The sequence below is a fragment of the Streptomyces sp. WMMC1477 genome, from assembly GCF_027460245.1.
Taxonomy (GTDB): domain Bacteria; phylum Actinomycetota; class Actinomycetes; order Streptomycetales; family Streptomycetaceae; genus Streptomyces.
In genome coordinates this window covers 3,286,723-3,310,058 of record NZ_JAPZBD010000003.1, presented here as the reverse complement: position 1 = coordinate 3,310,058, position 23,336 = coordinate 3,286,723, and the positions used below count along the sequence as shown (strand labels likewise).

Here is a 23,336-nt window from a genome sequence, read left to right as displayed (position 1 = left end):
CGCCCCCACACGGGAGCGGGCCCACGAGCACACGGTTCGGTGCTCAGGCGTCCTTGGACTCCTCGGAAGCCTCGGCGGCCTCCTCGGCCGGAGCCTCGTCGGCGTCGGCCTTCTTGAGGTCCGCGGCCTTCTCGCCCTCGGCGTCCTTGGCGGCACGCTTCGCGGCTGCCTCGGCCTCGCCGACGGCCGTCTGCTGCACGGTCAGCGCCTCGACCAGCTCGATGACCGCCATCGGCGCGTTGTCGCCGCGACGGTTACCGATCTTGGTGATCCGGGTGTAGCCACCCGGACGGTTCTCGTAGCGCGGGCCGATCTCGGTGAAGAGGGTGTGCACGACGGACTTGTCCAGGATCGTGCGCATGACCTGGCGACGGTTGTGCAGGTCGCCCTTCTTCGCCTTGGTGATCAGACGCTCCGCGACCGGACGCAGGCGGCGGGCCTTGGCCTCGGTCGTGGTGATGCGGCCGTGCTCGAAGAGGGCCGTGGCGAGGTTCCCCAGCATGGCCTTCTGGTGCGCGGCGCTGCCGCCCAGACGGGCACCCTTGGTGGGCTTCGGCATCGTGTTTCTCCTTGGTGTCTGCACCGGCCGTATCAGGTACCGGTGTCAGTGTCCGCACGGGCTTGTGCCCGGCGGAACCCGCGGCCGCCCCGCCCGTGCGGACGGGACGGGCCGCGGACGATCAGTACTGCTCGGTCTCGACGAAGCCCTGGTCGGCGTCGTCGTCCGCGCCGTAGGCGTCGGCGGCGGCGGTCGGGTCGAACCCGGGGGGGCTGTCCTTGAGCGCCAGGCCCATGCCGTGCAGCTTGGCCTTGACCTCGTCGATGGACTTCGCACCGAAGTTGCGGATGTCCAGCAGGTCCGCCTCGGAGCGGGCCACCAGCTCGCCCACCGAGTGGATGCCCTCGCGCTTGAGGCAGTTGTAGGAGCGGACGGTCAGCTCCAGCTCCTCGATCGGCAGCGCCAGGTCGGCGGCCAGGGCGGCGTCGGTCGGGGACGGGCCCATGTCGATGCCCTCGGCGTCGACGTTGAGCTCGCGGGCCAGGCCGAACAGCTCGACCAGCGTCTTGCCGGCGGAGGCGACGGCGTCACGCGGACGCATCGACTCCTTGGTCTCGACGTCGACGATCAGCTTGTCGAAGTCGGTGCGCTGCTCGACACGGGTCGCCTCGACCTTGTAGGTGACCTTGAGCACCGGGCTGTAGATGGAGTCGACCGGGATGCGGCCGATCTCCTGGCCCGCCTGCTTGTTCTGCACGGCGGAGACGTAGCCGCGGCCGCGCTCGACCGTCAGCTCCATCTCCAGCTTGCCCTTGCCGTTCAGCGTGGCGAGGACGAGGTCGGGGTTGTGCACCTCGACGCCGGCCGGGGGCGCGATGTCGGCGGCGGTGACCAGACCCGGGCCCTGCTTGCGCAGGTACATCACGACCGGCTCGTCGTGCTCGGAGGAGACGACGAGCTGCTTGATGTTGAGGATCAGGTCGGTGACGTCCTCCTTGACGCCCGGCACGGTGGTGAACTCGTGCAGGACGCCGTCGATCCGGATGCTCGTGACAGCCGCACCGGGGATCGAGGAGAGGAGCGTACGACGCAGGGAGTTACCGAGGGTGTAGCCGAAACCCGGCTCCAGCGGCTCGATCACGAACCGGGAGCGGAACTCGTCGACGACCTCTTCGGTCAGGGAAGGGCGCTGAGCGATCAGCATGAGGATGGGCCTCCAGTCTTCGGCAACCGCTATTTGATGCCGGACTACCGCACGGCCTGCGGGCCGCACGGCTCTACTGCAAGGGTACGGGCGGCCCTGCGATTGCGCGCCGGGCCGCCCGTGTCACCCGAGCTGTTACTTCGAGTACAGCTCGACGATCAGCTGCTCCTGCACCTGGGTGTCGATCACCTGGCGCTCGGGCAGGCTGTGCACGAGGATCCGCAGCCGGGAGGGAATGACCTCCAGCCACGCCGGGACGGTCTTGTCGCCCGCCTCGGCCTGGGCCACCTGGAACGGGGTCATGTTCCGGGAGGACGCGCGGACCTCGATGATGTCGTTCGGGCTGACCCGAGCCGACGGGATGTCCGTCTTGCGGCCGTTCACGAGGATGTGGCCGTGGCGGACGAGCTGACGGGCGTGGTCGCGGGACTTGGCGAAGCCGGCCCGGTACACCACGTTGTCCAGCCGGGTCTCGAGGATGCGCAGGAGGTTCTCACCGGTCTTGCCGGACTTCCTGTTGGCCTCGTTGTAGTAGCCCCGGAACTGCTTCTCGAGGACACCGTAGATCCGCGCGCACTTCTGCTTCTCACGCTTCTGCAGCAGGTACTCGCTGTCCTTGGTGCGCCCGCGTCCGTGCTCACCCGGGGGGTAAGGACGGATCTCGATCGGGCACTTCGCGCTCTCGCACTTAGCTCCCTTGAGGAAGAGCTTCTGCTTCTCCCGACGGCAACGCTTGCAGTCGGCCCCGGTGTAACGCGCCATAGTCTCTAATCTCCTACTTCGCTGGTCAGACGCGGCGACGCTTCGGCGGGCGGCAGCCGTTGTGCGGGGTGGGGGTGACGTCCTGGATCGAGCCGACCTCCAGGCCGGTGGCCTGGAGCGAGCGGATCGCGGTCTCACGGCCGGAGCCGGGACCCTTCACGAAGACGTCCACCTTCCGCATGCCGTGCTCCTGCGCGCGACGGGCGGCCGACTCGGCGGCCATCTGCGCGGCGAACGGCGTCGACTTGCGCGAACCCTTGAAGCCCACGTGCCCGGCCGAAGCCCAGGAGATCACGTTGCCGGTGGGGTCGGTGATGGAAACGATGGTGTTGTTGAACGTGCTCTTGATGTGAGCGTGCCCGTGGGCGACGTTCTTCTTCTCCTTGCGGCGCACCTTCTTGGCGCCGGCCGTACGGCCCTTCGGAGGCATAAAGATTTACTCCCGTGGAGGTGGTCGGTCCTGCTACTCGGACCGCTTGGAGCGTCCGGTGCGGACTACTTCTTGCCCGGCTTCTTCTTGCCAGCGATCGCGCGACGCGGGCCCTTGCGGGTGCGGGCGTTGGTCTTGGTGCGCTGACCGCGGACCGGGAGGCCCCGGCGGTGACGCAGACCCTGGTAGTTGCCGATCTCGACCTTGCGGCGGATGTCGGCCTGGATCTCGCGACGGAGGTCACCCTCGGTCTGGATGTTGGCCTCGACGTACTCGCGGATCCTGATCAGCTCGTCCTCGGCCAGATCACGAACGCGGGTGTCGGGGTTCACGCCGGTGGCGGCGAGGGTCTCCTGGGACCGGGTGCGACCGATACCGAAGACATAGGTGAGGGCAACCTCCACACGCTTGTCGCGCGGGAGGTCAACGCCTTCGAGGCGTGCCATGGATGTGGCTCCTGAGTGTTCACGGAGGTCTTCCGCAGCACCGTTCCCGTAAGGCTCACGAGAGGCCTACGAGCCGGGTCCCCGGCCTCCGGACCGGGGGTGTCGTCCCCACACGTGACGTGGGGGGTCGGGTGACTGCGTATCTACTTGTCTTGCTCGCGTCGCGCGAAGAGGTGCGAGTGCGGGTCGAGAGCTGCGTCAGCCCTGGCGCTGCTTGTGGCGCAGGTTGTCGCAGATGACCATGACCCGGCCGTGACGGCGGATCACCTTGCACTTGTCGCAGATCTTCTTGACGCTCGGCTTGACCTTCATGGGATTGAGGTTCTCCGGGTCACGCCATCACCTCACGGGAGCGAGGCGAGGGCTCGATCTACTTGTAGCGGTAGACGATCCGTCCACGCGTCAGGTCGTAGGGAGACAGCTCCACCACGACCCGGTCGTCGGGAAGGATACGGATGTAGTGCATCCGCATCTTGCCGCTGATGTGCGCGAGGACCTGGTGACCGTTCTGCAGCTCCACCTTGAACATCGCGTTCGGCAGAGACTCGACAACGGTGCCCTCGATTTCGATGGCCCCTTGTTTTTTGGCCATGCTTGAGGCTTTCACCTTCCGGGATCGGCTACCTGGACCGGCCCCGGGCACAGGCGCACACGGGGACCGACGCATCAGTCTACGCCACGCTCCCCGGCAAGGCGAAATCGCCCCCGACTCCCCCAGTCTGCCCGGCGAGGCCCCGGCTCAATCCCCGCGCCTGGGAGGTCTGCGCGAAGGCGCAGGGCTGGAAAGCGCAGCCCCCGGCGCCGGGCGCCCCGCCTCCTGGGGCCTCGGAGGCGGAGCCCCGAGTTTCGGGAAGGGGCGGGTCAGGGGAAGCACCCCCACGGCGGCAACCGGACCGCACCCCGAGGCCCTCGGGCGGAGCCCCCGACCGGGCGGGCGCGAAGCCAACCGGGGCGACCGGCGGCCGGGGCCGGGCCAGAGCCGAGCCAGGGCCAGGGCTCAGCCCAGCGGGTCGGGCGCGGCGGTGACGCCGTACTCGGCGAGCTTCGCCTTGCCCCCGTCCACCGCGGTCAGCACCATGGGGCCCTGCTCCGTCAGCGCCACCGAGTGCTCCCAGTGGCTCGACCAGGAGCCGTCGTCCGTCTTGACGGTCCACTCGTCCTCGAGGACGTGCGTGCGCGGCGTGCCCAGCGAGAGCATCGGCTCGATCGCGAGGCACATGCCGGGCACCAGCTTCGGGTTGTGCCGGCCGACGAGCCGCCGACGGTCCACGTAGTTCAGCAGGTGGGGGTCCATGTGCATCTGGCTGCCGATGCCGTGGCCGCCGTAGTCCTCGATGATCCCGTACCGGCCGCTCGACGGGCGGGGCTGCCGCTTGACGTAGCTCTCGACCGCGCGGGAGATCTCGATCAGCCGCGAGCCCTTGCGGAAGGCCGCGATGCCGGCCCAGAGCGACTCGTGGGTCACCCGGCTGAGCTCGTGCAGCTCCGGCGCGTGCCCCTCGCCGACGAAGACGGTGATCGCGGCGTCGCCGTGCCAGCCGTCCACGATGGCGCCGGCGTCGATGGAGAGGATGTCGCCGGACTTCAGGACCGTCTCCCGGTCCGGGATGCCGTGGACGACGACCTCGTTCACCGAGGTGCAGATGTTGCCGGGGAAGCCGCCGTACCCGAGGAAGTTCGGCTTGGCACCGTGCTCGGCGAGCACCTTCGCGGCGGCCTCGTCGAGGTCCTTCGTCGTGGCGCCGGGCACCGCGGCCTCGGCGCAGGCGCGGTGCATGGCGGCGACCACCAGCCCCGCCGCCCGCATCTTGGCGATCTGCTCCGGGGTCTTGATCTCCACCATGACGGCTGGCGCCTTTCTGCGTCCGAACAAAGGGGGCGCCTCCTGGCGCCCCCTCCACCATAAGGCCTGCGAAATCCGCTCGAACCCCCGCGCGAGGCGGACCTACGCTGTCGCGCATGCCACACGGGAAGACGTCCTGGGCCTGCCTGCCCTGCCGGGCGTCGTACAAGCAGCCCTTCGGACCGGAGCGGGAGCGGCCCTGCCCCCGGTGCGCCCGGCCCCTCGTCCACGTGGGCTCGGCCTTCGCGCCGCCCAAGCGCCGGGACACCGAAGGCTGGCGCGTCCTCGCGGTCCTCCTCCACGCCGGTGTCCGGTTCCACAAGAGCTGCTGCGGCGGTCCCGGCTATCGTCCGCGCACGCTGCGCGAGGTCCGCGAACGGCTGGCCCACGCCCGCCGCACCGGCGAGACGCCGGTCCGCGCACTGACCCGCACCGAGCTGCCCGGCTGACGGAGACGGCCGACGGGCGGAGACGGCCGACGGGCGGGGAACAGCCCCCGGGAAGCGCGAAGGCCGCCGCCCCGGTCCGGGGCGGCGGCCTTCGCTGAAGACGACGCGGTGGTTACGCCTTCGCCGGCAGCGCCGACATCGCACGCTGCGTGACGTCGGCGACGGCGCCCAGCGCGGAGAGCGTGGTCACGAGCCCCTGCGCCTTGTAGTAGTCGATGATCGGCTCGGTCTCGGTGTGGTAGACCTCCAGCCGCTTGCGCACGGTGTCCTCGCGGTCGTCGTCGCGCTGGTACAGCTCGCCACCGCACGCGTCGCACACACCCGCCTCCTTCGGGGGCGTGTAGTCGACGTGGAAGATGTGGCTGCTGTCGTTGCGGCACATGCGACGACCGGCGATGCGCCGGACGACCTCGTCCTCGGGGACCTCGAGGTCCAGCACCGCGTCCAGGGCCAGCTCGGCGTCCCGCAGGATGCCGTCCAGCGCCTCGGCCTGCGCGAGGTTGCGCGGGAAACCGTCGAGGAGGAAGCCGCCGACGGCGTCTTCCTGCTCCATCCGGTCCTTGGCCATGTTCACGGTGACCTCGTCCGGCACCAGCTCACCCGCACGCATGTACTCCTGCGCGCGGCGGCCCAGTTCCGTGCCCTGGCTGATGTTGGCGCGGAACAGGTCGCCGGTGGAGATGTGGGGGATGCCGAGATTCTTGGCGAGCAACGCGGCCTGCGTGCCCTTGCCCGCACCAGGCGGCCCGACGAGGACGATACGCATTAGCGGAGGAACCCTTCGTAGTTGCGCTGCTGGAGCTGGCTCTCGATCTGCTTCACGGTCTCCAGGCCGACACCCACGATGATGAGGATGCTGGTTCCGCCGAACGGGAAGTTCGCCTGCGCATTGAAGGCGATCAGCGCGATCGTGGGCACCAGGGCGATCAAACCGAGGTAGATCGACCCGGGCCACGTGATGCGGTTCAGCACGTAGCTCAGATACTCCGCCGTGGGGCGACCGGCCCGGATACCCGGGATGAAGCCACCATACTTCTTCATGTTGTCTGCAACTTCTTCGGGGTTGAAGGAGATGGCGACGTAGAAGAAGGCGAAGAAGACGATGAGCACAAAGTACGTAAGGACGTAAATCGGGGCATCCTGGCTCTGGAAATTCTTCGAAATCCAGTCTGCCCAGCCCGCAGTGGACCCGCTGAACTGAACGATCAAGGCGGGAATGTAGAGCAGCGACGAGGCGAAGATGACGGGAATCACACCCGCCTGGTTCACCTTCAAAGGGATGTAAGTGGACGTTCCACCGTACGAACGGCGGCCGATCATCCGCTTCGCGTACTGCACCGGGATGCGGCGCTGCGCCTGCTCGACGAAGACGACGAGCGCGACCATCGCCAGGCCGCAGATCACCACGGCACCGAACTCGATCCAGCCGTCGGCCAGCTCGCCCTGGGTCTTGATGGCCCACAGCGCGCCGGGGAAGCCGGCCGCGATGGAGACGAACATGAGGATCGACATGCCGTTGCCGATGCCGCGGTCGGTGACGAGCTCGCCGAGCCACATGATGAGGGCGGTACCGGCCGTCATGGTGACGACCATGGTGACGGTCACGAACACCGAGTCGTCCGGGACGATCTGGTCGCCCACGGGGCAGCCCTGGAAGAGGGTGCCGCTGCGCGCCGTCGCCACCAGACCGGTGGCCTGCAGCACCGCCAGCGCGACAGTCAGATAGCGGGTGTACTGGGTGATCTTCGCCTGCCCGGCCTGGCCTTCCTTCTTCAGGGCCTCCAGGCGCGGGATCACGACGACGAGCAACTGCAGGATGATGCTCGCCGTGATGTAGGGCATGATCCCGAGGGCGAAGATGGTCACCTGCAACAGTGCGCCACCGCTGAACATGTTCACCAGGCCGAGCAGACCGGCGTCGCCGTTCTCCCGGTTGTCCAGACAGATCTGGACGTTCTGATAGCTGATCCCGGGGACGGGGATCTGTGCCCCCAGCCGGTAGAGCACCACGATGCCCAGCGTGAACAGCAGCTTCTTGCGCAGGTCGGGCGTCTTGAAAGCCCGGGTGAACGCGCTGAGCACGGTACCTCCTGCGGGCTCCCGCGCTGTCCTGCGCGAGAGGTGACGGTCTGGGTATTGACAGATACGACGGTGTTACTGCGCCCGGTTGCAACGGGTGGCTGCGTCCAGCGGGCAGTGCCGCTCACCTTACCGGCGAGAAGCCCGCCCACGGAACGACCGAACGACCAACCGGGGATGCCCGTTGCTGGGCATCCCCGGTTGGTGTTACGTCATCATGCTCAGACGAGCTCGGTGACGGTGCCGCCGGCGGCGGTGATCTTCTCCTTGGCGGAGCCGGAGACCTTGTCCACGGTCACCGTCAGCGCGACGGAGATCTCGCCGGTGCCGAGCACCTTGACGAGGCTGTTCTTGCGCACGGCACCCTTGGCGACCAGGTCGGCCACGGTGACCTCGCCACCCTCGGGGTAGAGGGCGGCGAGCCTGTCCAGGTTGACGACCTGGTACTCGGTGCGGAACGGGTTCTTGAAGCCCTTGAGCTTGGGCAGCCGCATGTGCAGCGGCATCTGCCCACCCTCGAAGCGCTCGGGAACCTGGTAACGGGCCTTCGTGCCCTTGGTACCACGACCAGCCGTCTTACCCTTCGACGCCTCACCACGACCGACGCGGGTCTTGGTGGTCTTGGCGCCCGGGGCCGGACGGAGGTTGTGGACCTTCAGCGGCTTCTCTTCCGCCATCTCAGTCGACCTCCTCAACCGTCACGAGGTGACGCACGGTGTGCACCATGCCGCGCACCTCGGGGCGGTCCGCCTTGACGACCACGTCGTTGACGCGCTTGAGACCGAGGGTCCGCAGCGTGTCACGGTGGTTCTGCTTCGTGCCGATCACGGAACGGGTCTGGGTGATCTTGAGCTGAGCCATCACGCGCTCACCCCGGCACGGGCCCGCAGCAGGGCGGCGGGCGCGACGTCCTCGAGCGGCAGGCCACGGCGGGCGGCGATCTCCTCGGGGCGCTGGAGGCCCCGCAGAGCTGCCACCGTGGCGTGCACGATGTTGATCGGGTTCGACGATCCGAGCGACTTGCTCAGCACGTCGTGGATGCCCGCGCACTCCAGCACGGCACGCACCGGGCCACCGGCGATCACACCGGTACCGGGCGAAGCCGGCTTGAGCAGCACGACACCCGCCGCCTCCTCACCCTGGATCGGGTGCGGGATGGTGCCCTGGATGCGGGGGACCTTGAAGAAGTGCTTCTTGGCCTCCTCAACGCCCTTGGCGATGGCGGCCGGCACCTCCTTGGCCTTGCCGTATCCGACACCCACGGTGCCGTCACCGTCGCCCACCACGACCAGCGCGGTGAAGCTGAAGCGACGACCACCCTTCACAACCTTGGCGACGCGGTTGATCGCGACGACGCGCTCGACGTACGCGGTCTTGTCGGCGGCAGCGCCACCGTCCCGCCGGTCCTTACGGTCCCGCCGCTCGCCGCCACCGGCGCCGCCACCGCGGCGCTGGGGTCCAGCCATTGGAATTACCTCTCTCGTTGATCCGCTGTGCGTGGGGACCGGCTCAGAACCTGAGCCCGGCCTCGCGGGCGGCGTCGGCCAGGGCGGCGATGCGCCCGGCGTACTTGTTGCCACCGCGGTCGAAGACGACGGCCTCGACACCGGCGGCCTTGGCCCGCTCGGCCACGAGGGCGCCAACCTGCTTCGCCTGGGCGCTCTTGTCGCCCTCGACGCCGCGGATGGAGCTGTCCATGGACGAGGCCGAGGCCACCGTGTGGCCCTGGATGTCGTCGATGACCTGCGCCACCATGTGCCGGTTGGAACGCGTCACGACCAGACGCGGACGCTCGGCGGTGCCGGAGACCTTCTTCCGGACGCGGATGTGACGCCGCTTGATGGCGGCGCGCTTGTAGGCGTCGCCCTTGGCGATCTTCACGCCGAATGCCATGGCTTACTTACCAGCCTTTCCGACCTTGCGGCGGATGACTTCGCCTTCGTACTTGACGCCCTTGGCCTTGTACGGGTCGGGCTTGCGCAGCTTGCGGATGTTGGCCGCGACCTCGCCCACCTTCTGCTTGTCGATGCCCTCGACCGAGAAGCGGGTCGGGGCCTCGACCTTGAAGGTGATGCCGTCGGGGGCCTCGACCAGCACGGGGTGGCTGAACCCGAGCGAGAACTCCAGGTTGGAGCCCTTCGCCTGGACGCGGTAACCGACACCGCTGATCTCGAGCTTCTTGACGTAGCCCTCGGTCACGCCAGTGATCATGTTCGCCACCAGCGTGCGGGACAGGCCGTGCAGGGCCTTGTTCCGGCTCTCGTCGTTCGGGCGGGTCACGACGATGGCGCCGTCCTCGCCCTTGGCGACCTCGATGGGCGCGGCGACGGTGTGCGAGAGGGCGCCCTTGGAGCCCTTCACGTTGACCGTCCGGCCATCGATGGTGACGTCCACACCGGCGGGAACCGTGATGGGGAGCTTGCCGATTCGCGACATGGCTTTTCCTCCGTTCCCTTCCGTTACCAGACGTAGGCGAGGACTTCCCCGCCCACACCCTTCTTGCCGGCCTGCTTGTCGGTGAGGAGCCCGTGCGACGTGGAGATGATCGCCACGCCCAGGCCGCCGAGCACCTTCGGCAGGTTGGTGGACTTTGCGTAGACCCGAAGACCCGGCTTCGAGATCCGCTTGATGCCGGCGATCGAGCGCTCGCGGTTCGGGCCGAACTTCAGCTCCAGGACGAGGTTCTTGCCCACGGGGGCCTCCTCGACCTTCCAGCCGGTGATGTAGCCCTCCTGCTGGAGGATCTCCGCGATGTGCGACTTGATCTTGCTGTGCGGCATCTCGACGGTGTCGTGGTACGCCGAGTTCGCGTTCCGCAGACGTGTCAGCATGTCTGCGATCGGATCGGTCATGGTCATGTGATGGCCTTCGGCCTCTCTCGCCGGGGTTTCCTGTCTGCGCCGTCCTTCTCCCCACGCGTGGCGGGGCAGGTGTGGCGCGGGGACCTACGGCGTAGTAAGCGTCTATCGCGGGCTGGACCCGCGGACGGTCGTGGGCGGCGGACGCCCAACCCCACCAGCCTAAGCCATGGGGGCCGGGCACCCGCCGTCCAGGATGCTTACCGAGAGTCCTGGTCAGCCCGCGGGTGCGGGATTACCAGGAGCTCTTGGTCACGCCCGGCAGTTCGCCGCGGTGCGCCATCTCGCGAAGGCACACACGGCACAGGCCGAACTTGCGGTAGACGGAGTGCGGACGGCCGCAGCGCTGGCAGCGGGTGTAACCGCGCACACCGAACTTCGGCTTGCGGGCGGCCTTGGCGATCAGAGCCTTCTTCGCCATGTCAGTTCTCCTTGAACGGGAAGCCGAGGTGACGCAGCAGGGCGCGGCCCTCTTCGTCGTTGGTCGCCGTGGTGACCACGGTGATGTCCATGCCCCGGACCCGGTCGATCTTGTCCTGATCGATCTCGTGGAACATGACCTGCTCGGTCAGACCGAAGGTGTAGTTCCCGCGCCCGTCGAACTGCTTCGGGGACAGACCGCGGAAGTCGCGGATGCGCGGCAGCGCGAGCGACAGCAGGCGGTCGAGGAACTCCCACATCCGGTCGCCGCGCAGCGTCGAGTGCGCACCGATCGGCTGGCCTTCGCGCAGCTTGAACTGGGCGATGGACTTGCGGGCCTTCGTCACGGCCGGCTTCTGGCCGGTGATCGTGGCGAGGTCGCGGATGGCGCCCTCGATCAGCTTGGAGTCGCGGGCTGCGTCGCCCACACCCATGTTGACCACGATCTTGGTGAGACCCGGGATCTGCATGACGTTCTCGTAGGAGAACTCCTCACGCAGCTTGCCCTGGATCTCCTCGCGGTAGCGCTGCTTGAGGCGCGGGGCGTTGGTGGTGGTCGTCATCAGATGTCCTCACCGGTCCGCTTGGCAACGCGGATCTTGTTGCCGTCCTCGTCGAAGCGGTATCCGACGCGCGTCACGACCTTGTTGCCGTCCTTCTCCACCACGAGCGACACGTTGCTCACGTGGATGGGGGCCTCGGTCGTCACGATGCCGCCGGTCTTCGAACCGCGAGCGGTCTGGCCGGCCTTGGTGTGCTTCTTGACCCGGTTGACACCCTCGACCAGGACGCGGTCCTCGCGGGGGTAGGCCTGAATGACCTTGCCCTGCTTGCCCTTGTCCTTACCGGTGATGACCTGGACCAGGTCGCCCTTCTTGATCTTCATGCTCACAGCACCTCCGGCGCGAGCGAGATGATCTTCATGAACTTCTTCTCGCGCAGTTCACGGCCCACCGGACCGAAGATTCGGGTGCCGCGGGGGTCGCCGTCACCCTTGAGGATGACGGCGGCGTTCTCGTCGAAGCGGATGTACGAGCCGTCGGGACGCCGGCGCTCCTTGACGGTGCGCACGATGACGGCCTTGACGACGTCACCCTTCTTCACGTTGCCACCGGGGATCGCGTCCTTGACGGTGGCGACGACGACGTCGCCGATACCCGCGTAGCGGCGACCCGAGCCGCCGAGCACACGGATGCAAAGAATCTCCTTCGCACCCGTGTTGTCGGCGACACGCAGTCGCGACTCCTGCTGGATCACGTCTATCTCCTGATCGTCTGCCGGTTCCCGGTGGGCGCCCTCGGGCGGCCCACCGAGCCTGGCGGAACTGATGCCGGGCGCCCGCCGCCCGGACCGTGCGGCCCGGGGGCGGAGCCCCCAGCGGGGGCGTGACGGGGGCCGGGCCCCCGCCGGTTACTTGGCCTTCTCGAGGATCTCGACGACGCGCCAGCGCTTCGTCGCGGACAGCGGCCGGGTCTCCATGAGGAGGACGCGGTCGCCGACACCCGCGGCGTTCTGCTCGTCGTGCGCCTTGAGCTTGTTGGTACGGCGGATGACCTTGCCGTACAGCGCGTGCTTGACGCGGTCCTCGACGGCGACGACGACGGTCTTGTCCATCTTGTCGCTGACGACCAGACCCTCACGGGTCTTGCGGAAGCCGCGCTGCTCGTTCTTCTCAGTCACATTCGTCTCGCTCATCAGGCGCTCTCCACCGTCTCGATGCCGAGCTCGCGCTCCCGCATCAGGGTGTAGATCCGGGCGATGTCCTTGCGGATGACCTTCAGTCGGCTGTTGTTCTCCAGCTGACCGGTCGCCGCCTGGAAACGGAGGTTGAAAAGCTCCTCCTTGGCCTCGCGCAGCTTCGCAACGAGTTCCTCGTTGTTCAGCTCACGCAGCTCGCTGGCCTTGGTACCGGCCGACATCACGCCTCACCTGCCTCGCGCCGCACGATCCGGCACTTCATCGGAAGCTTGTGAGCAGCGCGGAGGAGCGCCTCACGAGCAATCTTCTCGTTCGGGTAGGACAGCTCGAACATCACCCGGCCGGGCTTGACGTTCGCGACCCACCACTCCGGCGAACCCTTACCGGAACCCATGCGGGTCTCGGCCGGCTTCTTGGTGAGCGGGCGGTCCGGGTAGATGTTGATCCAGACCTTGCCGCCACGCTTGATGTGACGGGTCATGGCGATACGAGCTGCCTCGATCTGCCGGTTCGTCACATACGCGGGGGTGACGGCCTGGATGCCGTACTCGCCGAACGCGACCTCGGTACCGCCCTTGGCCATACCGTTCCGCTTCGGGTGGTGCTGCTTGCGGTGCTTGACCCTACGGGGGATCAGCATGGCGGTCAGGCCTCCTGTCCGGTGCTCTCAGCCGGAGCGGCGGCAGCGGCCTCGGCCTTGGGGGCCTCGGCGGGAGCCTGCTGCTGCTGCGGCTTGCGGCCACGGCGCTCGCCGCCGCCCCGGCGCGGACGGTCGCTGCCGCCGCGGGAGGGACGGTTGCCGGCGCGCGCGGCGGCGTTCTCGGCGCGGACCTCGGCGATGTTCTTCACGTCGCCCTTGTAGATCCACACCTTGACGCCGATGCGGCCGAAGGTGGTCTTGGCCTCGAAGAAGCCGTAGTCGACATTCGCGCGGAGCGTGTGCAGGGGCACGCGGCCCTCGCGGTAGAACTCCGAGCGGGACATCTCGGCACCGCCGAGACGGCCACCGCACTGGATCTTGATGCCCTTGGCGCCGGCCTTCATCGTCGACTGCATGCTCTTGCGCATGGCGCGACGGAAGGAGACGCGGGAGGACAGCTGCTCGGCCACGGCCTGCGCGACGAGCTGCGCGTCCAGCTCCGGGTTCTTCACCTCAAGGATGTTGAACTGGATCTGCTTGCCGGTCAGCTTCTCGAGCCGGCCGCGGATGCGCTCCGCCTCGGCGCCGCGGCGGCCGATGACGATGCCCGGACGAGCGGTGTGGACGTCGACCCGGACGCGGTCGCGGGTGCGCTCGATCTCCACCTTGGAGATGCCGGCCCGCTCCATGCCCTGCGTGAGCAGGCGGCGGATCTCGACGTCTTCCTTGATGTAGTCCTTGTACAGCTTGTCGGCGTACCACCGGGACTTGAAGTCGGTGGTGATGCCGAGCCGGAACCCGTGCGGGTTAACCTTCTGGCCCATTACCGGGTTCCTTCCTTGGTGCCGACGACCACCGTGATGTGGCTGGTCCGCTTGCGAATCCGGTAGGCGCGGCCCTGGGCGCGCGGACGGAAACGCTTCAGGGTCGGGCCCTCGTCGACGTAGGCCTCCTTGACGAACAAGGTGGTCACGTCGGTGTGGTCGTAGTTGTGCGCGGCGTTGGCGATGGCGCTGTCCAGCACCTTGCCCACCGGCACGCTCGCGGCCTGCGGGGTGAAACGCAGGACCGCCTGAGCCTCCGTGGCATCCATGCCACGGACAAGGTCCACCACCCGGCGGGCCTTCATGGGCGTGACACGCACGTAGCGCGCCTGGGCCCTGGCTTCCATGGTTGTCCCTTCGGTGTCAGTCATAGTCGATGCACCCAGCCGATCAGCGACGACGCGACTTGCGGTCGTCCTTCACGTGGCCGCGGAAGGTGCGGGTCGGCGCGAACTCGCCGAGCTTGTGGCCGACCATCGACTCGGTGACGAACACCGGGACGTGCTTGCGGCCGTCGTGCACCGCGATCGTGTGGCCGAGCATGGCCGGGACGATCATGGAGCGGCGGGACCAGGTCTTGATGACGTTCTTGGTGCCGGCTTCGTTCTGTGCGTCCACCTTCTTGCTCAGGTGGTCGTCGACGAAGGGCCCCTTCTTGAGACTGCGCGGCATCTAAACCCGCTCCTAGCGCTTCTTGTTCGTCTTGCGGCGGCGGACGATGTACTTGTTGCTGGCCTTCTTCGGCGAGCGAGTACGTCCTTCCTTCTGACCCCAGGGCGACACCGGGTGCCGACCACCGGAGGTCCGGCCCTCACCACCACCGTGCGGGTGGTCGATCGGGTTCATCACGACGCCGCGGACGGTCGGGCGAACGCCCAGCCAGCGCTTGCGGCCCGCCTTGCCCCAGTTGATGTTCGACTGCTCGGCGTTGCCGACCTCGCCGACGGTGGCGCGGCAGCGGACGTCGACCAGGCGGATCTCACCGGACGGCATGCGCAGGTGGGCCATGGAGCCCTCACGCGCGAGGAGCTGTACAGCGGCACCGGCGGAGCGGGCGAACTTCGCACCGCCGCCCGGCCGCAGCTCGATGGCGTGGATGGTCGTACCGACCGGGATGTTGCGCAGCGGCAGGTTGTTGCCCGGCTTGATGTCGGCCCCGGGGCCGTTCTCGACCCGGTCGCCCTGCTGGATGCCGCGCGGCGCGAGGATGTAACGCTTCTCGCCGTCGGCGTAGTGCAGGAGCGCGATACGCGCCGTGCGGTTGGGGTCGTACTCGATGTGCGCGACCTTGGCCGGCACGCCGTCCTTGTCGTGACGACGGAAGTCGATCACGCGGTAGGCGCGCTTGTGGCCACCGCCCTGGTGGCGGACGGTCACACGACCGGCGTTGTTACGGCCGCCCTTGCTGTGCAGCGGGCGGACCAGCGACTTCTCCGGCGTGGACCGCGTGACCTCGACGAAGTCGGCGACGCTGGCGCCACGACGGCCAGGAGTCGTCGGCTTGTACTTGCGGATACCCATTTCTCAGTCCTCGTCCGATATCGGACGGCTCCTGTCTCCGTTAGGAGACCGGGCCGCCGAAGATGTCGATACGGTCGCCCTCGGCGAGGGTCACGATGGCGCGCTTGGTGTTCGCGCGCTTGCCGTAACCGGTGCGGGTGCGCTTGCGCTTGCCCTGCCGGTTGATCGTGTTGACCCCGGTGACCTTGACCGAGAAGACCGCCTCGACGGCCTGCTTGATCTGGGTCTTGTTGGCGCGCGGGTCGACGATGAACGTGTACTTGTTCTCGTCCAGCAGCGCGTAGCTCTTCTCCGAGACCACGGGCTTCAGCAGCACGTCACGGGGGTCCGTGTACGTGGAGCTGGTGACCGCGGTGGCCGCGGTGGCGGTTGCCTCGCTCATCAGGCTTCGCTCCCTTCGAGCTCAGCCTCGGAGGCGACGGCCTTGGCGGCCTTGGCGGGCCCGGCGACGAAGGCGTCGTAGGCGGCCTTGGTGAAGACCACGTCGTCGGAGACGAGCACGTCGTACGTGTTCAGCTGGCCCGGCTCCAGGATGTGGACCTGGGGCAGGTTGCGGGCGGACAGCCACGCGGCCTCGTCGGCCCGGTCGACGACCAGGAGCACGTTCTTGCGCTCGCTGATCTTGCCGAACAGGGTCTTGGCGGCCTTGGTGGACACCTCGCCCTCGACCACGCCGGTGACGACGTGGACGCGGTTGTGGCGGGCCCGGTCGGAGAGGGCGCCACGCAGGGCGGCGGCCTTCATCTTCTTGGGGGTCCGCTGCGAGTAGTCACGCGGCACGGGACCGTGCACGACGCCACCGCCCGCGAACTGCGGGGCGCGGGTCGAGCCCTGACGCGCCCGGCCGGTGCCCTTCTGGCGGTACGGCTTCTTGCCGCCACCGCGGACCTCGCCGCGGGTCTTCGTCTTGTGCGTGCCCTGGCGGGCCGCCGCGAGCTGGGCGACGACGACCTGGTGGATCAGCGGAACGCTGACCTTCGCGTCGAAGATCTCCGCGGGGAGCTCGACGGACCCGGCCTTGTCGCCAGCCGGCGAAAGGATGTCAATGGTGCTCATCTACCTCAGGCCCCCTTGGCCGCGGTACGGACCAGGACGAGGCCGCCGTTCGGACCGGGGACGGCGCCCTTGATGAGCAGCAGTCCCTTCTCCGCGTCAACGGCGTGGACGGTCAGGTTCTGGGTGGTGACCCGCTCGTTGCCCGCGCGGCCCGCCATCTTCATTCCCTTGAAGACGCGGCCCGGCGTGGCGCAGCCACCGATGGAGCCCGGCTTGCGGTGCACGCGGTGCGCACCGTGCGAGGCCTTGCCGCCGTGGAAGCCGTGGCGCTTCATGACACCGGCGGTGCCCTTGCCCTTGGACTTACCGGTCACGTCCACCTTGACGCCGGACTCGAACACCTCGGCGGTGATCTCCTGGCCCAGGGTGTACTCGGAAGCGTCCTCGGTGCGCAGCTCGACGAGGTGGCGCCGGGGCGTCACGTCGGCCTTGGCGAAGTGGCCCTTGAGGGGCTTGTTCACCTTGCGCGGGTCGATCTCGCCGAAGGCGATCTGGACGGCTCCGTAGCCGTCACGGTCATCGGAACGCACCTGGGTCACGACACAGGGGCCGGCCTTCACCACGGTCACCGGGACGACACGGTTGTTCTCGTCCCAGACCTGGGTCATGCCGAGCTTCTCGCCCAGGAGGCCCTTGATCTGCTTAGCCATCTTCCCGCACCCCTCAGAGCTTGATCTCGATGTCAACGCCGGCCGGGAGGTCCAGGCGCATCAGCGAGTCAACGGTCTTGGGCGTCGGGTCGAGGATGTCGATCAGACGCTTGTGGGTGCGCATCTCGAAGTGCTCGCGCGAGTCCTTGTACTTGTGCGGCGACTTGATGACGCAGTACACGTTCTTCTCAGTGGGCAGCGGCACCGGGCCCGCGACCGACGCACCAGTGCGGGTCACCGTCTCGACGATCTTCTTCGCCGAGTTGTCGATGACCTCGTGGTCGTAGGCCTTGAGCCGGATGCGGATCTTCTGTCCCGCCATGGCTACTTCGTAGTCCTGTCTCTCGTAAACGCTCTGGTCCCGGTGGCTCCGCCCTCACCCCCGACCCACGCGGTCGGGCGTGTCGCACCCCTCCTCGTACTTCTCCACAGGGAGAAAGCCCTCGAAGGGGGGAACCGGGGGAAGAAACCCACCGGGCGCCTGGTTAAAAGCCCCTCCTGCGCTTCCCGGAAGATTCCCGTACTTCCGCCCCTGACGAGGGGCGACGAATACCTGGGACTCGCTTCCGGTCCTCCCGGCGGGAGGCGCACAGCATCGGCACTCAACCGAGCAACCGGAACAGTGTGCCATACAGGACAGAGCCCCCGCCAATCGGCCCCGGGCCACCCTTGACGGCCTCCCGAAGCGGCTCCGGGCCGTCGTCGGAACCCGTCACACCGGACCCATACCACGCCGACGCGGGGACGCACCCCCGGCCGGTGCGGTGACGTCCCCCACGGGCCGCACGAGGGACACGGGGAGATCCCCGGGGCTCGTCAGACGCGGCTGACCGCTCCGCACTCACCGCCCTGGACGCGCCGCAGCTCGTCCAGGGACTTGCTGCGGTCGTACGGGTCGGTGGTCGGGCCCGTGGGCTGCGGGTTGTCCATCAGCTCGGACAGGAACTCCGGATGCAGCAGACCGTCGTGGACGCCGCACGCCGTGTTCCCCACGTCCCGTATGTACTCGGTCACCCAGAGCCTGTCCGGCGACGCCGCCCAGCGCCGCGGGTCGAGCACCTCGACCTCCAGCACGCGGCGCACCACGGTACGCGTCACCTCCCCCGGCCGCTTCACGCTCTCCACCGGATAGACGAAGGTGTAGTCGGCCCGGATCGCGGCCCTGCCCTCGCCCGTCTCGGAGAACTCCATCCGGCCCCGCACCTTCACGGTGTCGCCGATCAGCCGGGCCTCGCCCGGGTCGAAGCGCGAGAACCAGTCCGTCGGGTCGTTCTCCCGGCTCGGGTCCTCGAACGCCGCCTCGATGCGGTCGACCATCTCCTCCTGGTCCGGGTCGATCAGCGCGATGGCGCCCTCGGGGCTCCCACCGTTCACGACGGCGGGGTCGAGGTTGGCCGCGACGAGGAACTTCTTGAGGGTGACCAGCTTGGCCGACACGCGCTCCGCCGACACGCCTCCGACCGCCCGGGCCTCCGGCAGCACGATCGCTTCCGCCCCGCCCGCCCAGCGCTCGGCGGGCGACCCCGTGAACGGCTCCGCCAGTGTGGGCAGGTCACTCAGCAGCTCGTGCTCCGGGGCCGCGCTCGGGGCGCCCGTCTCCGCGGGCAGCGGTTCCTTCGGGCCGCCGGACAGGACGGTGTCGAGGCCGACCCTGGCGTCGTCGAGGTAGTGGACGGCTCCCCAGCACACCGCGCACAACGCCACGAACCCCGCGACCCAACGCACCGACCGGCCGCCACGCCGACCGCCCTGCATCTCCCGCCAGGCGGAACCGGTCCGCCACCCCTCCGGCTGCCAGGGCTCCGGCTCCCGCTTCCCGCCCCACCACCGCCGCTTCGGCTGCTGCCGCTCAGCCGCCTCGTCCATCTCCCGCAGCCGCCCGGCGACCATCCGCGCCCGCGCCGACGGCTCCTTCGGCGCGGCCTCGCTCCCCTGCCCGCTCGCGGAGTCCCGCAGGAAGGCCGTCCACTCCTCATCCGACTTCCCCGAGTCGCGCCCCGGCTCCTCCGCCACGTCCCAACGCCTCTTCACTTGGTTGTGCTGATCAAACGAGCGGCGACGCTAGCAACGCCAAGTCACCGTCCAAGATCGGCAACATGACGGTCCCGTCACTCCGGCACCGCCGACCGTGCGGCGGGGCACGAAGCGCCGATGGCCGGGCCCCGTCAGCCCGTCCGGCCCGCCGCCGCCCGGACGGCACCGAGCACCGCCCGGAGCTTCTTCGCGCAGCCGCCGCTCCAGGGGCCGTACGAGATGCTCGCGCCGGCGGCGCTCAGCTCCAGGTAGTAGTCCGACCGACTGTGTCCGGGCCCGGGGTAGAACCATGAAACGCGCATCTCAAGCCCCAGTTCGTGCAAAGCGTCGTAGCCACAGCGGAACTGCGCGGGATCCCCGGTGGTGGCATGCATCCCCGAGTCCGTGAACGCGATCACGTGCGCCCAGGAACCGCCCCGCACCGCCACCCGGGGCTTCAGGACCGCGTGCACCTCGTCCCCCTCGGCCAGCCCGCACCGCTTCCGCACGGTCGCCATGAGCCGCGGCGAGATCCGCGTCCCGCTGCGCACGAGGCTGTCCGGCTGCGTGGCCAGGACGTCCAGCACACTCCGCCGCACGGAGTCCACGGACATCACGGGGCCATCGGGCACCGGCAGTGGTGAGCGGGGCACCGGCTCCGGGGCAGGACCAGGCGTGATCCCGTCCCACGCGGGGTTCGGGAACAGCGGCACCTTGGAAAGATCGCCCGCCGCCTGTACCGGCACGTGCAGCTCGGGCGCGGGCGCCGCCTTGCTCCGTTGCAGCCCGCTCACGCCCTCGCACACTTCGCGCAGCGACAGTGCCGCCGGACCACCGCGCCGACCCCCGGTGAGAACGTCGAGCAGGCTGCGCCCGAATGTCGTCCACCTCAACGAACCGTCGAGCTCCGCCCAGGTGTTCTGGTCCGAGGCACACAACACCGCCACACTCCCCGGCCCGGCCACCGGCTCCTCATCCAGCACCGTCCGCACCCGACGCTCCACGACGTCGTCCAACGACGCCTGCATATAACGCACCGCAGCCGCCGCGAAGCACGCGTCCACCACCAGCACACGGTCACTGTCCGGAGCCACCGCCCGCAACAACCGCCCCAGCGAATTCGCCCGCAGACTCGTCTCCTCCCTCAACGGCGGCCGAGTGTCATGCAACGCCAAGCAGTACTCGGTCGGAGACGACGGAAAGAAACCGTGCCCCGTGTAGAAGAACAACACCGTCCAGCCACCGCCCCGCGGAGACCCCTCCCCAAATGCCGCCCGCAGGAAGCCAGCGATCCGATCCAGATGCCGCTGGACGTCCGACTCGCCGAACAGCCACAGCACATGCCCCTCCGGAAGCCCAAGCCCCTCCTCCGTCAGGTAATCGCGAAACGCCGTCGCCGTCGTACGAAACGCCTCCGCGTCCTCGAACTCCCGCAACTTCGGCCAGGAGTCGGCCCCACACACGATCGCCAGCGTGCGACGCGGGTCAAGCGTCACCCCTGGACGTCCCCCGTGCCGTCGGTGTCCCGGGTCTCCTCGAAGAAGCCCTCGATGACCCGCATCGTCCGAGCCGAGGGGCGACCCTCCAGCTTCAGCTCGGTGACGACCTCTCCGGAATCCTTGCGACGCCGGGAGAGGTGCAGCTCCGCAAGGCTCCGTTTGGCCATCCACGTGGCGACCCCTCGCGCCAGAGCCGGCGCAACCCCGAGCGACAGCATCCCGACCAGCGCCACGACTATGCCCGCGTCCTGCCGCCTCGGGTCCTCCCGCTCCTGAACCGCCGTCACCTGCGGCACCTGCGCATGCAGGAACTCCACCAGCTCCGCCGCCAGCCCGTTGGCCTCGGCCGCGCTCGCCCCCGGGAAACCCACGTACACCTTGTCCTGCTCCACCGCACCGACCCCCCACCTCGGACGACCACCCGCCAGCCCCCTACCCCCTCCCTACCCCGCCCAAGCACCCGCACCCCGCCGGGCCGCCCGCTCAGCCGAGCGTGGCCCAGGTGTCCATCGTGGCCTCCCGGGTCCAGATCCGTACCGTCGCCTGCGTACGGGAGGCGTAGAGGTCACGCTCAGCCACAATGCTGAGATCCCCCGTACCGAGCTGCTGTCGGACGGCGTGCTCGGCCAGGCTCATGCCCGTGCGACCGCCCGCGCTCAGGGCGGCTAGGAATTCACCGCTCCACTGCCGTTCATGCAGCACCCACGGAGCTTCCCCGCTCGCGGTCTTCTCCAGCATCCTCTGGAAGATCTGAGCGCACCTGCCCCGCGCGGTTCCGGCCTTGACCTGGAAGACGTGGTTGCCGGTCTCGACGATCGTCGCCGTCGGAAGGACGAAGCGAACTCCCTGACTCAGTCGGTCCTGCATCTCCGCCACGATCTCCGCGCGATGGTCGTTCATGAACGGAACGTCGAGGATCTCCACGAAGACCGAGGTGTCGAGGAAGTCGACGACCTGCCGCGCCATGGGTGTCCGTAAGCGTCGTTGGGTCACAGGCTCCCCAGGAAGTCCTCGATGCTGACCGTCTCACCGGTACGCGGCTCGGTCGCGTCGGCCAACCGCCCCTTGGTGACGGCGTCCCCCAGATCACCCGCCGCCATGAGCTCCACATAGCCGGGAAGTTCGGGCAGCGGCGTCAGACGGCTCTCCCCCGACTCTCCATCCCGGGTGCAGACGACGACCCCCGAGTGGTCGGCCGCCTCCAACGAGTTGAGCAGGGCGGGGCTGTGCGTGGTGAACAGGACGTCGATACGACGGCGGCGCGACTCCTCCTTCATCAGGCGCAGCACCCGCGCCGCCTGTGTGGGGTAGAGGCCGTTCTCGACCTCCTCGATCACCAGGTGCCGCTGAACCGCGGCGATGTCCCCGCCATCCCCGTCAGCCATCGTGGGCGCGCTCAGCAGTGCGGTGCCGAAGGCCAGAAAGCGAAGCATGCCGTCACTGACCAGCCGGGCGGGGACATCGTGCTCGCTGCCGTGGAATCCGGCTTCGCGGAGGACCACCTGCACGTCACCCAGAGGCGTTCCCACACTGCTGATCGCCCGGACGGGGTACTCCGGCATACCGCCGATCAGCTCGGTCAGCCGGGCGAAGGCACCGGGGTCGTCGGCCTCGAGCGCGGCCACCGAGGCGCTGAGGTTGTCGGCGTTGCGGCGTAGCTCGGAGTCCTGACGGTTGACGTACTGCCGCATGAGATGCGGCACCGGGTCGAGGAGGAAGACCTCCCGCAGCACGCCGAGCACCTCGCGGGCAGCCATGTGGACGAGCCGGGTGGCCTCACTGGTCGCCGGGACCCGCACGGGAGCCTGGCTGGTCAGGAGCCGGTCGGAGAGGAACGGGACAGCCGGGTCCACACCTCGGCGGCCATTGAAGTACCGCACGTTCAGGTCGCCGCGCCGCTTGTCGGGCGGGTCACTCGCGAGCAGGACACGCTCCTGACCGAGCCGCCGCCCGGCGTACCGCACACCCTCCACAGCGGTCAGCGTCTCCCGCAGCACCCGCACCTCGGGGAAGACCGCGAGCCTCACATCGAGATCGAAGACGCCCAGCGGCGAGCGGACCCGGCACCCGACGGTGAACTCGTCCGCACCGAGGGGTGCGCACCCGGCGGCCCCGCCACGGATCGGCTCCTCGGCGGCTCGGGGCCCGTCCAATGCGTCCCTCACCGGCTCGCCCAGCGCAAGCCGGGACAGCACCAGCAGTGCGTCGAGCGCGTTGGACTTGCCGCTGCCGTTGCGGCCGATCAGGACCGTCAGGTCCTGGAGCGGCAAGCACTGGCCGGTGAAGCTCTTGAAGGAGGTCAGGCGCACCTCTTCCAGCCGCGAAGCCTCCACCGGCACCTCACTTCCCTTCTCAGCCTGGACGCCGCTCACTCCGTGTGAGCCCAGCTAACCAGCACCCCCGACCCCGGTCCAACGGCCCACTCGGCGTCAGGAGAAGCTCCAC

General features: G+C 68.6%; 37 protein-coding genes. 1 reads left to right on the top strand and 36 read right to left on the bottom strand.

Annotation, left to right across the window (positions count from 1 at the left end; genetic code table 11):
* Nucleotides 1-43 precede the first annotated feature (43 nt).
* From rplQ to map, 8 genes are all read right to left on the bottom strand, one after another.
* Nucleotides 44-559: a 50S ribosomal protein L17 gene (gene rplQ, locus O7609_RS15245; protein ID WP_219091111.1), complete on the bottom strand. Its 516-nt coding sequence runs from the start codon at nucleotides 557-559 to the stop codon at nucleotides 44-46.
* A gap of 121 nt (nucleotides 560-680) precedes the next feature.
* Nucleotides 681-1,703 carry a DNA-directed RNA polymerase subunit alpha gene (locus O7609_RS15240; protein ID WP_191209723.1) on the bottom strand — a complete coding sequence of 341 codons (1,023 nt, stop codon included), beginning with the start codon at nucleotides 1,701-1,703 and terminating at the stop codon, nucleotides 681-683.
* Between the two features lie 135 nt (nucleotides 1,704-1,838).
* Entirely contained in the window at nucleotides 1,839-2,465 is a 627-nt protein-coding gene (gene rpsD, locus O7609_RS15235; protein WP_269736425.1) for a 30S ribosomal protein S4, read from the bottom strand.
* A 25-nt stretch (nucleotides 2,466-2,490) separates the two neighbouring features.
* Nucleotides 2,491-2,895 carry a 30S ribosomal protein S11 gene (gene rpsK, locus O7609_RS15230; protein WP_004571845.1) on the bottom strand — a complete coding sequence of 135 codons (405 nt, stop codon included), beginning with the start codon at nucleotides 2,893-2,895 and terminating at the stop codon, nucleotides 2,491-2,493.
* 65 nt (nucleotides 2,896-2,960) lie between these two features.
* Nucleotides 2,961-3,341 carry a 30S ribosomal protein S13 gene (gene rpsM / locus O7609_RS15225; protein ID WP_269736426.1) on the bottom strand — a complete coding sequence of 127 codons (381 nt, stop codon included), beginning with the start codon at nucleotides 3,339-3,341 and terminating at the stop codon, nucleotides 2,961-2,963.
* Between the two features lie 198 nt (nucleotides 3,342-3,539).
* The gene (rpmJ, locus tag O7609_RS15220) at nucleotides 3,540-3,653 is read right to left on the bottom strand and encodes a 50S ribosomal protein L36 (protein ID WP_003956441.1); all 114 of its coding nucleotides are present in this window, start codon (nucleotides 3,651-3,653) and stop codon (nucleotides 3,540-3,542) included.
* 58 nt (nucleotides 3,654-3,711) lie between these two features.
* Entirely contained in the window at nucleotides 3,712-3,933 is a 222-nt protein-coding gene (gene infA, locus O7609_RS15215; protein ID WP_003948620.1) for a translation initiation factor IF-1, read from the bottom strand.
* Nucleotides 3,934-4,338: 405 nt separating this feature from the next.
* Nucleotides 4,339-5,184 carry a type I methionyl aminopeptidase gene (gene map / locus O7609_RS15210; protein WP_269743713.1) on the bottom strand — a complete coding sequence of 282 codons (846 nt, stop codon included), beginning with the start codon at nucleotides 5,182-5,184 and terminating at the stop codon, nucleotides 4,339-4,341.
* Nucleotides 5,185-5,300: 116 nt separating this feature from the next.
* Between map and O7609_RS15205 the strand changes: the two genes are divergently transcribed.
* Nucleotides 5,301-5,633 (top strand): deoxyxylulose-5-phosphate synthase, encoded by a 333-nt coding sequence (locus tag O7609_RS15205; protein ID WP_269736428.1) that lies wholly within the window; start codon nucleotides 5,301-5,303, stop codon nucleotides 5,631-5,633.
* Between the two features lie 112 nt (nucleotides 5,634-5,745).
* Here the strand turns inward: O7609_RS15205 and O7609_RS15200 are convergent, their stop codons facing one another.
* The 28 genes from O7609_RS15200 to O7609_RS15065 all read right to left on the bottom strand — a co-directional run bounded on the left by O7609_RS15200 (nucleotide 5,746) and on the right by O7609_RS15065 (nucleotide 23,230).
* On the bottom strand, nucleotides 5,746-6,399 hold the full coding sequence (locus O7609_RS15200) for an adenylate kinase (RefSeq protein WP_269736429.1): 654 nt from the start codon (nucleotides 6,397-6,399) through the stop codon (nucleotides 5,746-5,748).
* Nucleotides 6,399-7,715 (bottom strand): preprotein translocase subunit SecY, encoded by a 1,317-nt coding sequence (gene secY, locus O7609_RS15195; protein ID WP_269736430.1) that lies wholly within the window; start codon nucleotides 7,713-7,715, stop codon nucleotides 6,399-6,401. The genes O7609_RS15200 and secY overlap by 1 nt, the downstream gene beginning before the upstream one ends.
* Before the next feature lie 218 nt (nucleotides 7,716-7,933).
* Nucleotides 7,934-8,389, bottom strand: coding sequence for a 50S ribosomal protein L15 (gene rplO, locus O7609_RS15190; protein ID WP_269736431.1), 456 nt, complete (start codon nucleotides 8,387-8,389; stop codon nucleotides 7,934-7,936).
* 1 nt (nucleotide 8,390) lies between these two features.
* Nucleotides 8,391-8,573 carry a 50S ribosomal protein L30 gene (gene rpmD, locus O7609_RS15185; RefSeq protein ID WP_219091103.1) on the bottom strand — a complete coding sequence of 61 codons (183 nt, stop codon included), beginning with the start codon at nucleotides 8,571-8,573 and terminating at the stop codon, nucleotides 8,391-8,393.
* Complete coding sequence (rpsE, locus tag O7609_RS15180) at nucleotides 8,573-9,178, bottom strand: 30S ribosomal protein S5 (protein WP_191209731.1); 606 nt, start codon at nucleotides 9,176-9,178, stop codon at nucleotides 8,573-8,575. Before rpsE ends, rpmD begins: the two co-directional genes overlap by 1 nt.
* Nucleotides 9,179-9,221: 43 nt before the next feature.
* The gene (rplR, locus tag O7609_RS15175; RefSeq protein ID WP_269736432.1) at nucleotides 9,222-9,605 is read right to left on the bottom strand and encodes a 50S ribosomal protein L18; all 384 of its coding nucleotides are present in this window, start codon (nucleotides 9,603-9,605) and stop codon (nucleotides 9,222-9,224) included.
* A 3-nt stretch (nucleotides 9,606-9,608) separates the two neighbouring features.
* A complete protein-coding gene (gene rplF / locus O7609_RS15170) occupies nucleotides 9,609-10,148 on the bottom strand; it encodes a 50S ribosomal protein L6 (protein ID WP_269743712.1) in 540 nt (179 codons plus the stop codon).
* 23 nt (nucleotides 10,149-10,171) lie between these two features.
* Nucleotides 10,172-10,570: a 30S ribosomal protein S8 gene (rpsH, locus tag O7609_RS15165; protein WP_219091100.1), complete on the bottom strand. Its 399-nt coding sequence runs from the start codon at nucleotides 10,568-10,570 to the stop codon at nucleotides 10,172-10,174.
* Between the two features lie 235 nt (nucleotides 10,571-10,805).
* The gene (locus tag O7609_RS15160; RefSeq protein WP_003948630.1) at nucleotides 10,806-10,991 is read right to left on the bottom strand and encodes a type Z 30S ribosomal protein S14; all 186 of its coding nucleotides are present in this window, start codon (nucleotides 10,989-10,991) and stop codon (nucleotides 10,806-10,808) included.
* 1 nt (nucleotide 10,992) lies between these two features.
* Nucleotides 10,993-11,553 carry a 50S ribosomal protein L5 gene (rplE, locus tag O7609_RS15155; RefSeq protein WP_219091099.1) on the bottom strand — a complete coding sequence of 187 codons (561 nt, stop codon included), beginning with the start codon at nucleotides 11,551-11,553 and terminating at the stop codon, nucleotides 10,993-10,995.
* The gene (gene rplX, locus O7609_RS15150; RefSeq protein WP_269736434.1) at nucleotides 11,553-11,876 is read right to left on the bottom strand and encodes a 50S ribosomal protein L24; all 324 of its coding nucleotides are present in this window, start codon (nucleotides 11,874-11,876) and stop codon (nucleotides 11,553-11,555) included. The genes rplE and rplX overlap by 1 nt, the downstream gene beginning before the upstream one ends.
* 2 nt (nucleotides 11,877-11,878) lie before the next feature.
* Nucleotides 11,879-12,247, bottom strand: a complete 369-nt coding sequence (rplN, locus tag O7609_RS15145; RefSeq protein ID WP_219091097.1) for a 50S ribosomal protein L14 — start codon at nucleotides 12,245-12,247, stop codon at nucleotides 11,879-11,881.
* A 153-nt stretch (nucleotides 12,248-12,400) separates the two neighbouring features.
* Nucleotides 12,401-12,685, bottom strand: coding sequence for a 30S ribosomal protein S17 (gene rpsQ / locus O7609_RS15140; protein ID WP_191209737.1), 285 nt, complete (start codon nucleotides 12,683-12,685; stop codon nucleotides 12,401-12,403).
* Nucleotides 12,685-12,909 carry a 50S ribosomal protein L29 gene (rpmC, locus tag O7609_RS15135; RefSeq protein WP_219091096.1) on the bottom strand — a complete coding sequence of 75 codons (225 nt, stop codon included), beginning with the start codon at nucleotides 12,907-12,909 and terminating at the stop codon, nucleotides 12,685-12,687. The genes rpsQ and rpmC overlap by 1 nt, the downstream gene beginning before the upstream one ends.
* Nucleotides 12,909-13,328 carry a 50S ribosomal protein L16 gene (gene rplP / locus O7609_RS15130; protein ID WP_219091095.1) on the bottom strand — a complete coding sequence of 140 codons (420 nt, stop codon included), beginning with the start codon at nucleotides 13,326-13,328 and terminating at the stop codon, nucleotides 12,909-12,911. The genes rpmC and rplP overlap by 1 nt, the downstream gene beginning before the upstream one ends.
* A 5-nt stretch (nucleotides 13,329-13,333) precedes the next feature.
* Nucleotides 13,334-14,152, bottom strand: coding sequence for a 30S ribosomal protein S3 (gene rpsC / locus O7609_RS15125; protein WP_219091094.1), 819 nt, complete (start codon nucleotides 14,150-14,152; stop codon nucleotides 13,334-13,336).
* Nucleotides 14,152-14,499: a 50S ribosomal protein L22 gene (gene rplV / locus O7609_RS15120; protein ID WP_219091126.1), complete on the bottom strand. Its 348-nt coding sequence runs from the start codon at nucleotides 14,497-14,499 to the stop codon at nucleotides 14,152-14,154. Before rplV ends, rpsC begins: the two co-directional genes overlap by 1 nt.
* A gap of 43 nt (nucleotides 14,500-14,542) precedes the next feature.
* A complete protein-coding gene (gene rpsS / locus O7609_RS15115) occupies nucleotides 14,543-14,824 on the bottom strand; it encodes a 30S ribosomal protein S19 (RefSeq protein WP_143616895.1) in 282 nt (93 codons plus the stop codon).
* Nucleotides 14,825-14,836: 12 nt separating this feature from the next.
* Complete coding sequence (gene rplB / locus O7609_RS15110) at nucleotides 14,837-15,673, bottom strand: 50S ribosomal protein L2 (RefSeq protein ID WP_219091093.1); 837 nt, start codon at nucleotides 15,671-15,673, stop codon at nucleotides 14,837-14,839.
* Nucleotides 15,674-15,713: 40 nt separating this feature from the next.
* A complete protein-coding gene (gene rplW, locus O7609_RS15105) occupies nucleotides 15,714-16,055 on the bottom strand; it encodes a 50S ribosomal protein L23 (protein ID WP_269736435.1) in 342 nt (113 codons plus the stop codon).
* Complete coding sequence (gene rplD / locus O7609_RS15100) at nucleotides 16,055-16,729, bottom strand: 50S ribosomal protein L4 (protein WP_219091091.1); 675 nt, start codon at nucleotides 16,727-16,729, stop codon at nucleotides 16,055-16,057. Before rplD ends, rplW begins: the two co-directional genes overlap by 1 nt.
* Before the next feature lie 5 nt (nucleotides 16,730-16,734).
* Nucleotides 16,735-17,379: a 50S ribosomal protein L3 gene (gene rplC, locus O7609_RS15095; protein WP_219091090.1), complete on the bottom strand. Its 645-nt coding sequence runs from the start codon at nucleotides 17,377-17,379 to the stop codon at nucleotides 16,735-16,737.
* A 13-nt stretch (nucleotides 17,380-17,392) separates the two neighbouring features.
* Entirely contained in the window at nucleotides 17,393-17,701 is a 309-nt protein-coding gene (gene rpsJ / locus O7609_RS15090; protein ID WP_016473429.1) for a 30S ribosomal protein S10, read from the bottom strand.
* 494 nt (nucleotides 17,702-18,195) lie between these two features.
* Nucleotides 18,196-19,392, bottom strand: coding sequence for a hypothetical protein (locus O7609_RS15085; RefSeq protein WP_269743711.1), 1,197 nt, complete (start codon nucleotides 19,390-19,392; stop codon nucleotides 18,196-18,198).
* A gap of 152 nt (nucleotides 19,393-19,544) precedes the next feature.
* Nucleotides 19,545-20,888 (bottom strand): hypothetical protein, encoded by a 1,344-nt coding sequence (locus O7609_RS15080; RefSeq protein ID WP_269743710.1) that lies wholly within the window; start codon nucleotides 20,886-20,888, stop codon nucleotides 19,545-19,547.
* Nucleotides 20,885-21,283, bottom strand: a complete 399-nt coding sequence (locus O7609_RS15075; RefSeq protein WP_269736439.1) for a hypothetical protein — start codon at nucleotides 21,281-21,283, stop codon at nucleotides 20,885-20,887. The genes O7609_RS15080 and O7609_RS15075 overlap by 4 nt, the downstream gene beginning before the upstream one ends.
* A gap of 91 nt (nucleotides 21,284-21,374) precedes the next feature.
* Nucleotides 21,375-21,857, bottom strand: coding sequence for a hypothetical protein (locus O7609_RS15070; protein ID WP_269743709.1), 483 nt, complete (start codon nucleotides 21,855-21,857; stop codon nucleotides 21,375-21,377).
* Nucleotides 21,858-21,880: 23 nt separating this feature from the next.
* Entirely contained in the window at nucleotides 21,881-23,230 is a 1,350-nt protein-coding gene (locus O7609_RS15065) for an AAA family ATPase (protein WP_269743708.1), read from the bottom strand.
* Nucleotides 23,231-23,336 lie beyond the last annotated feature (106 nt).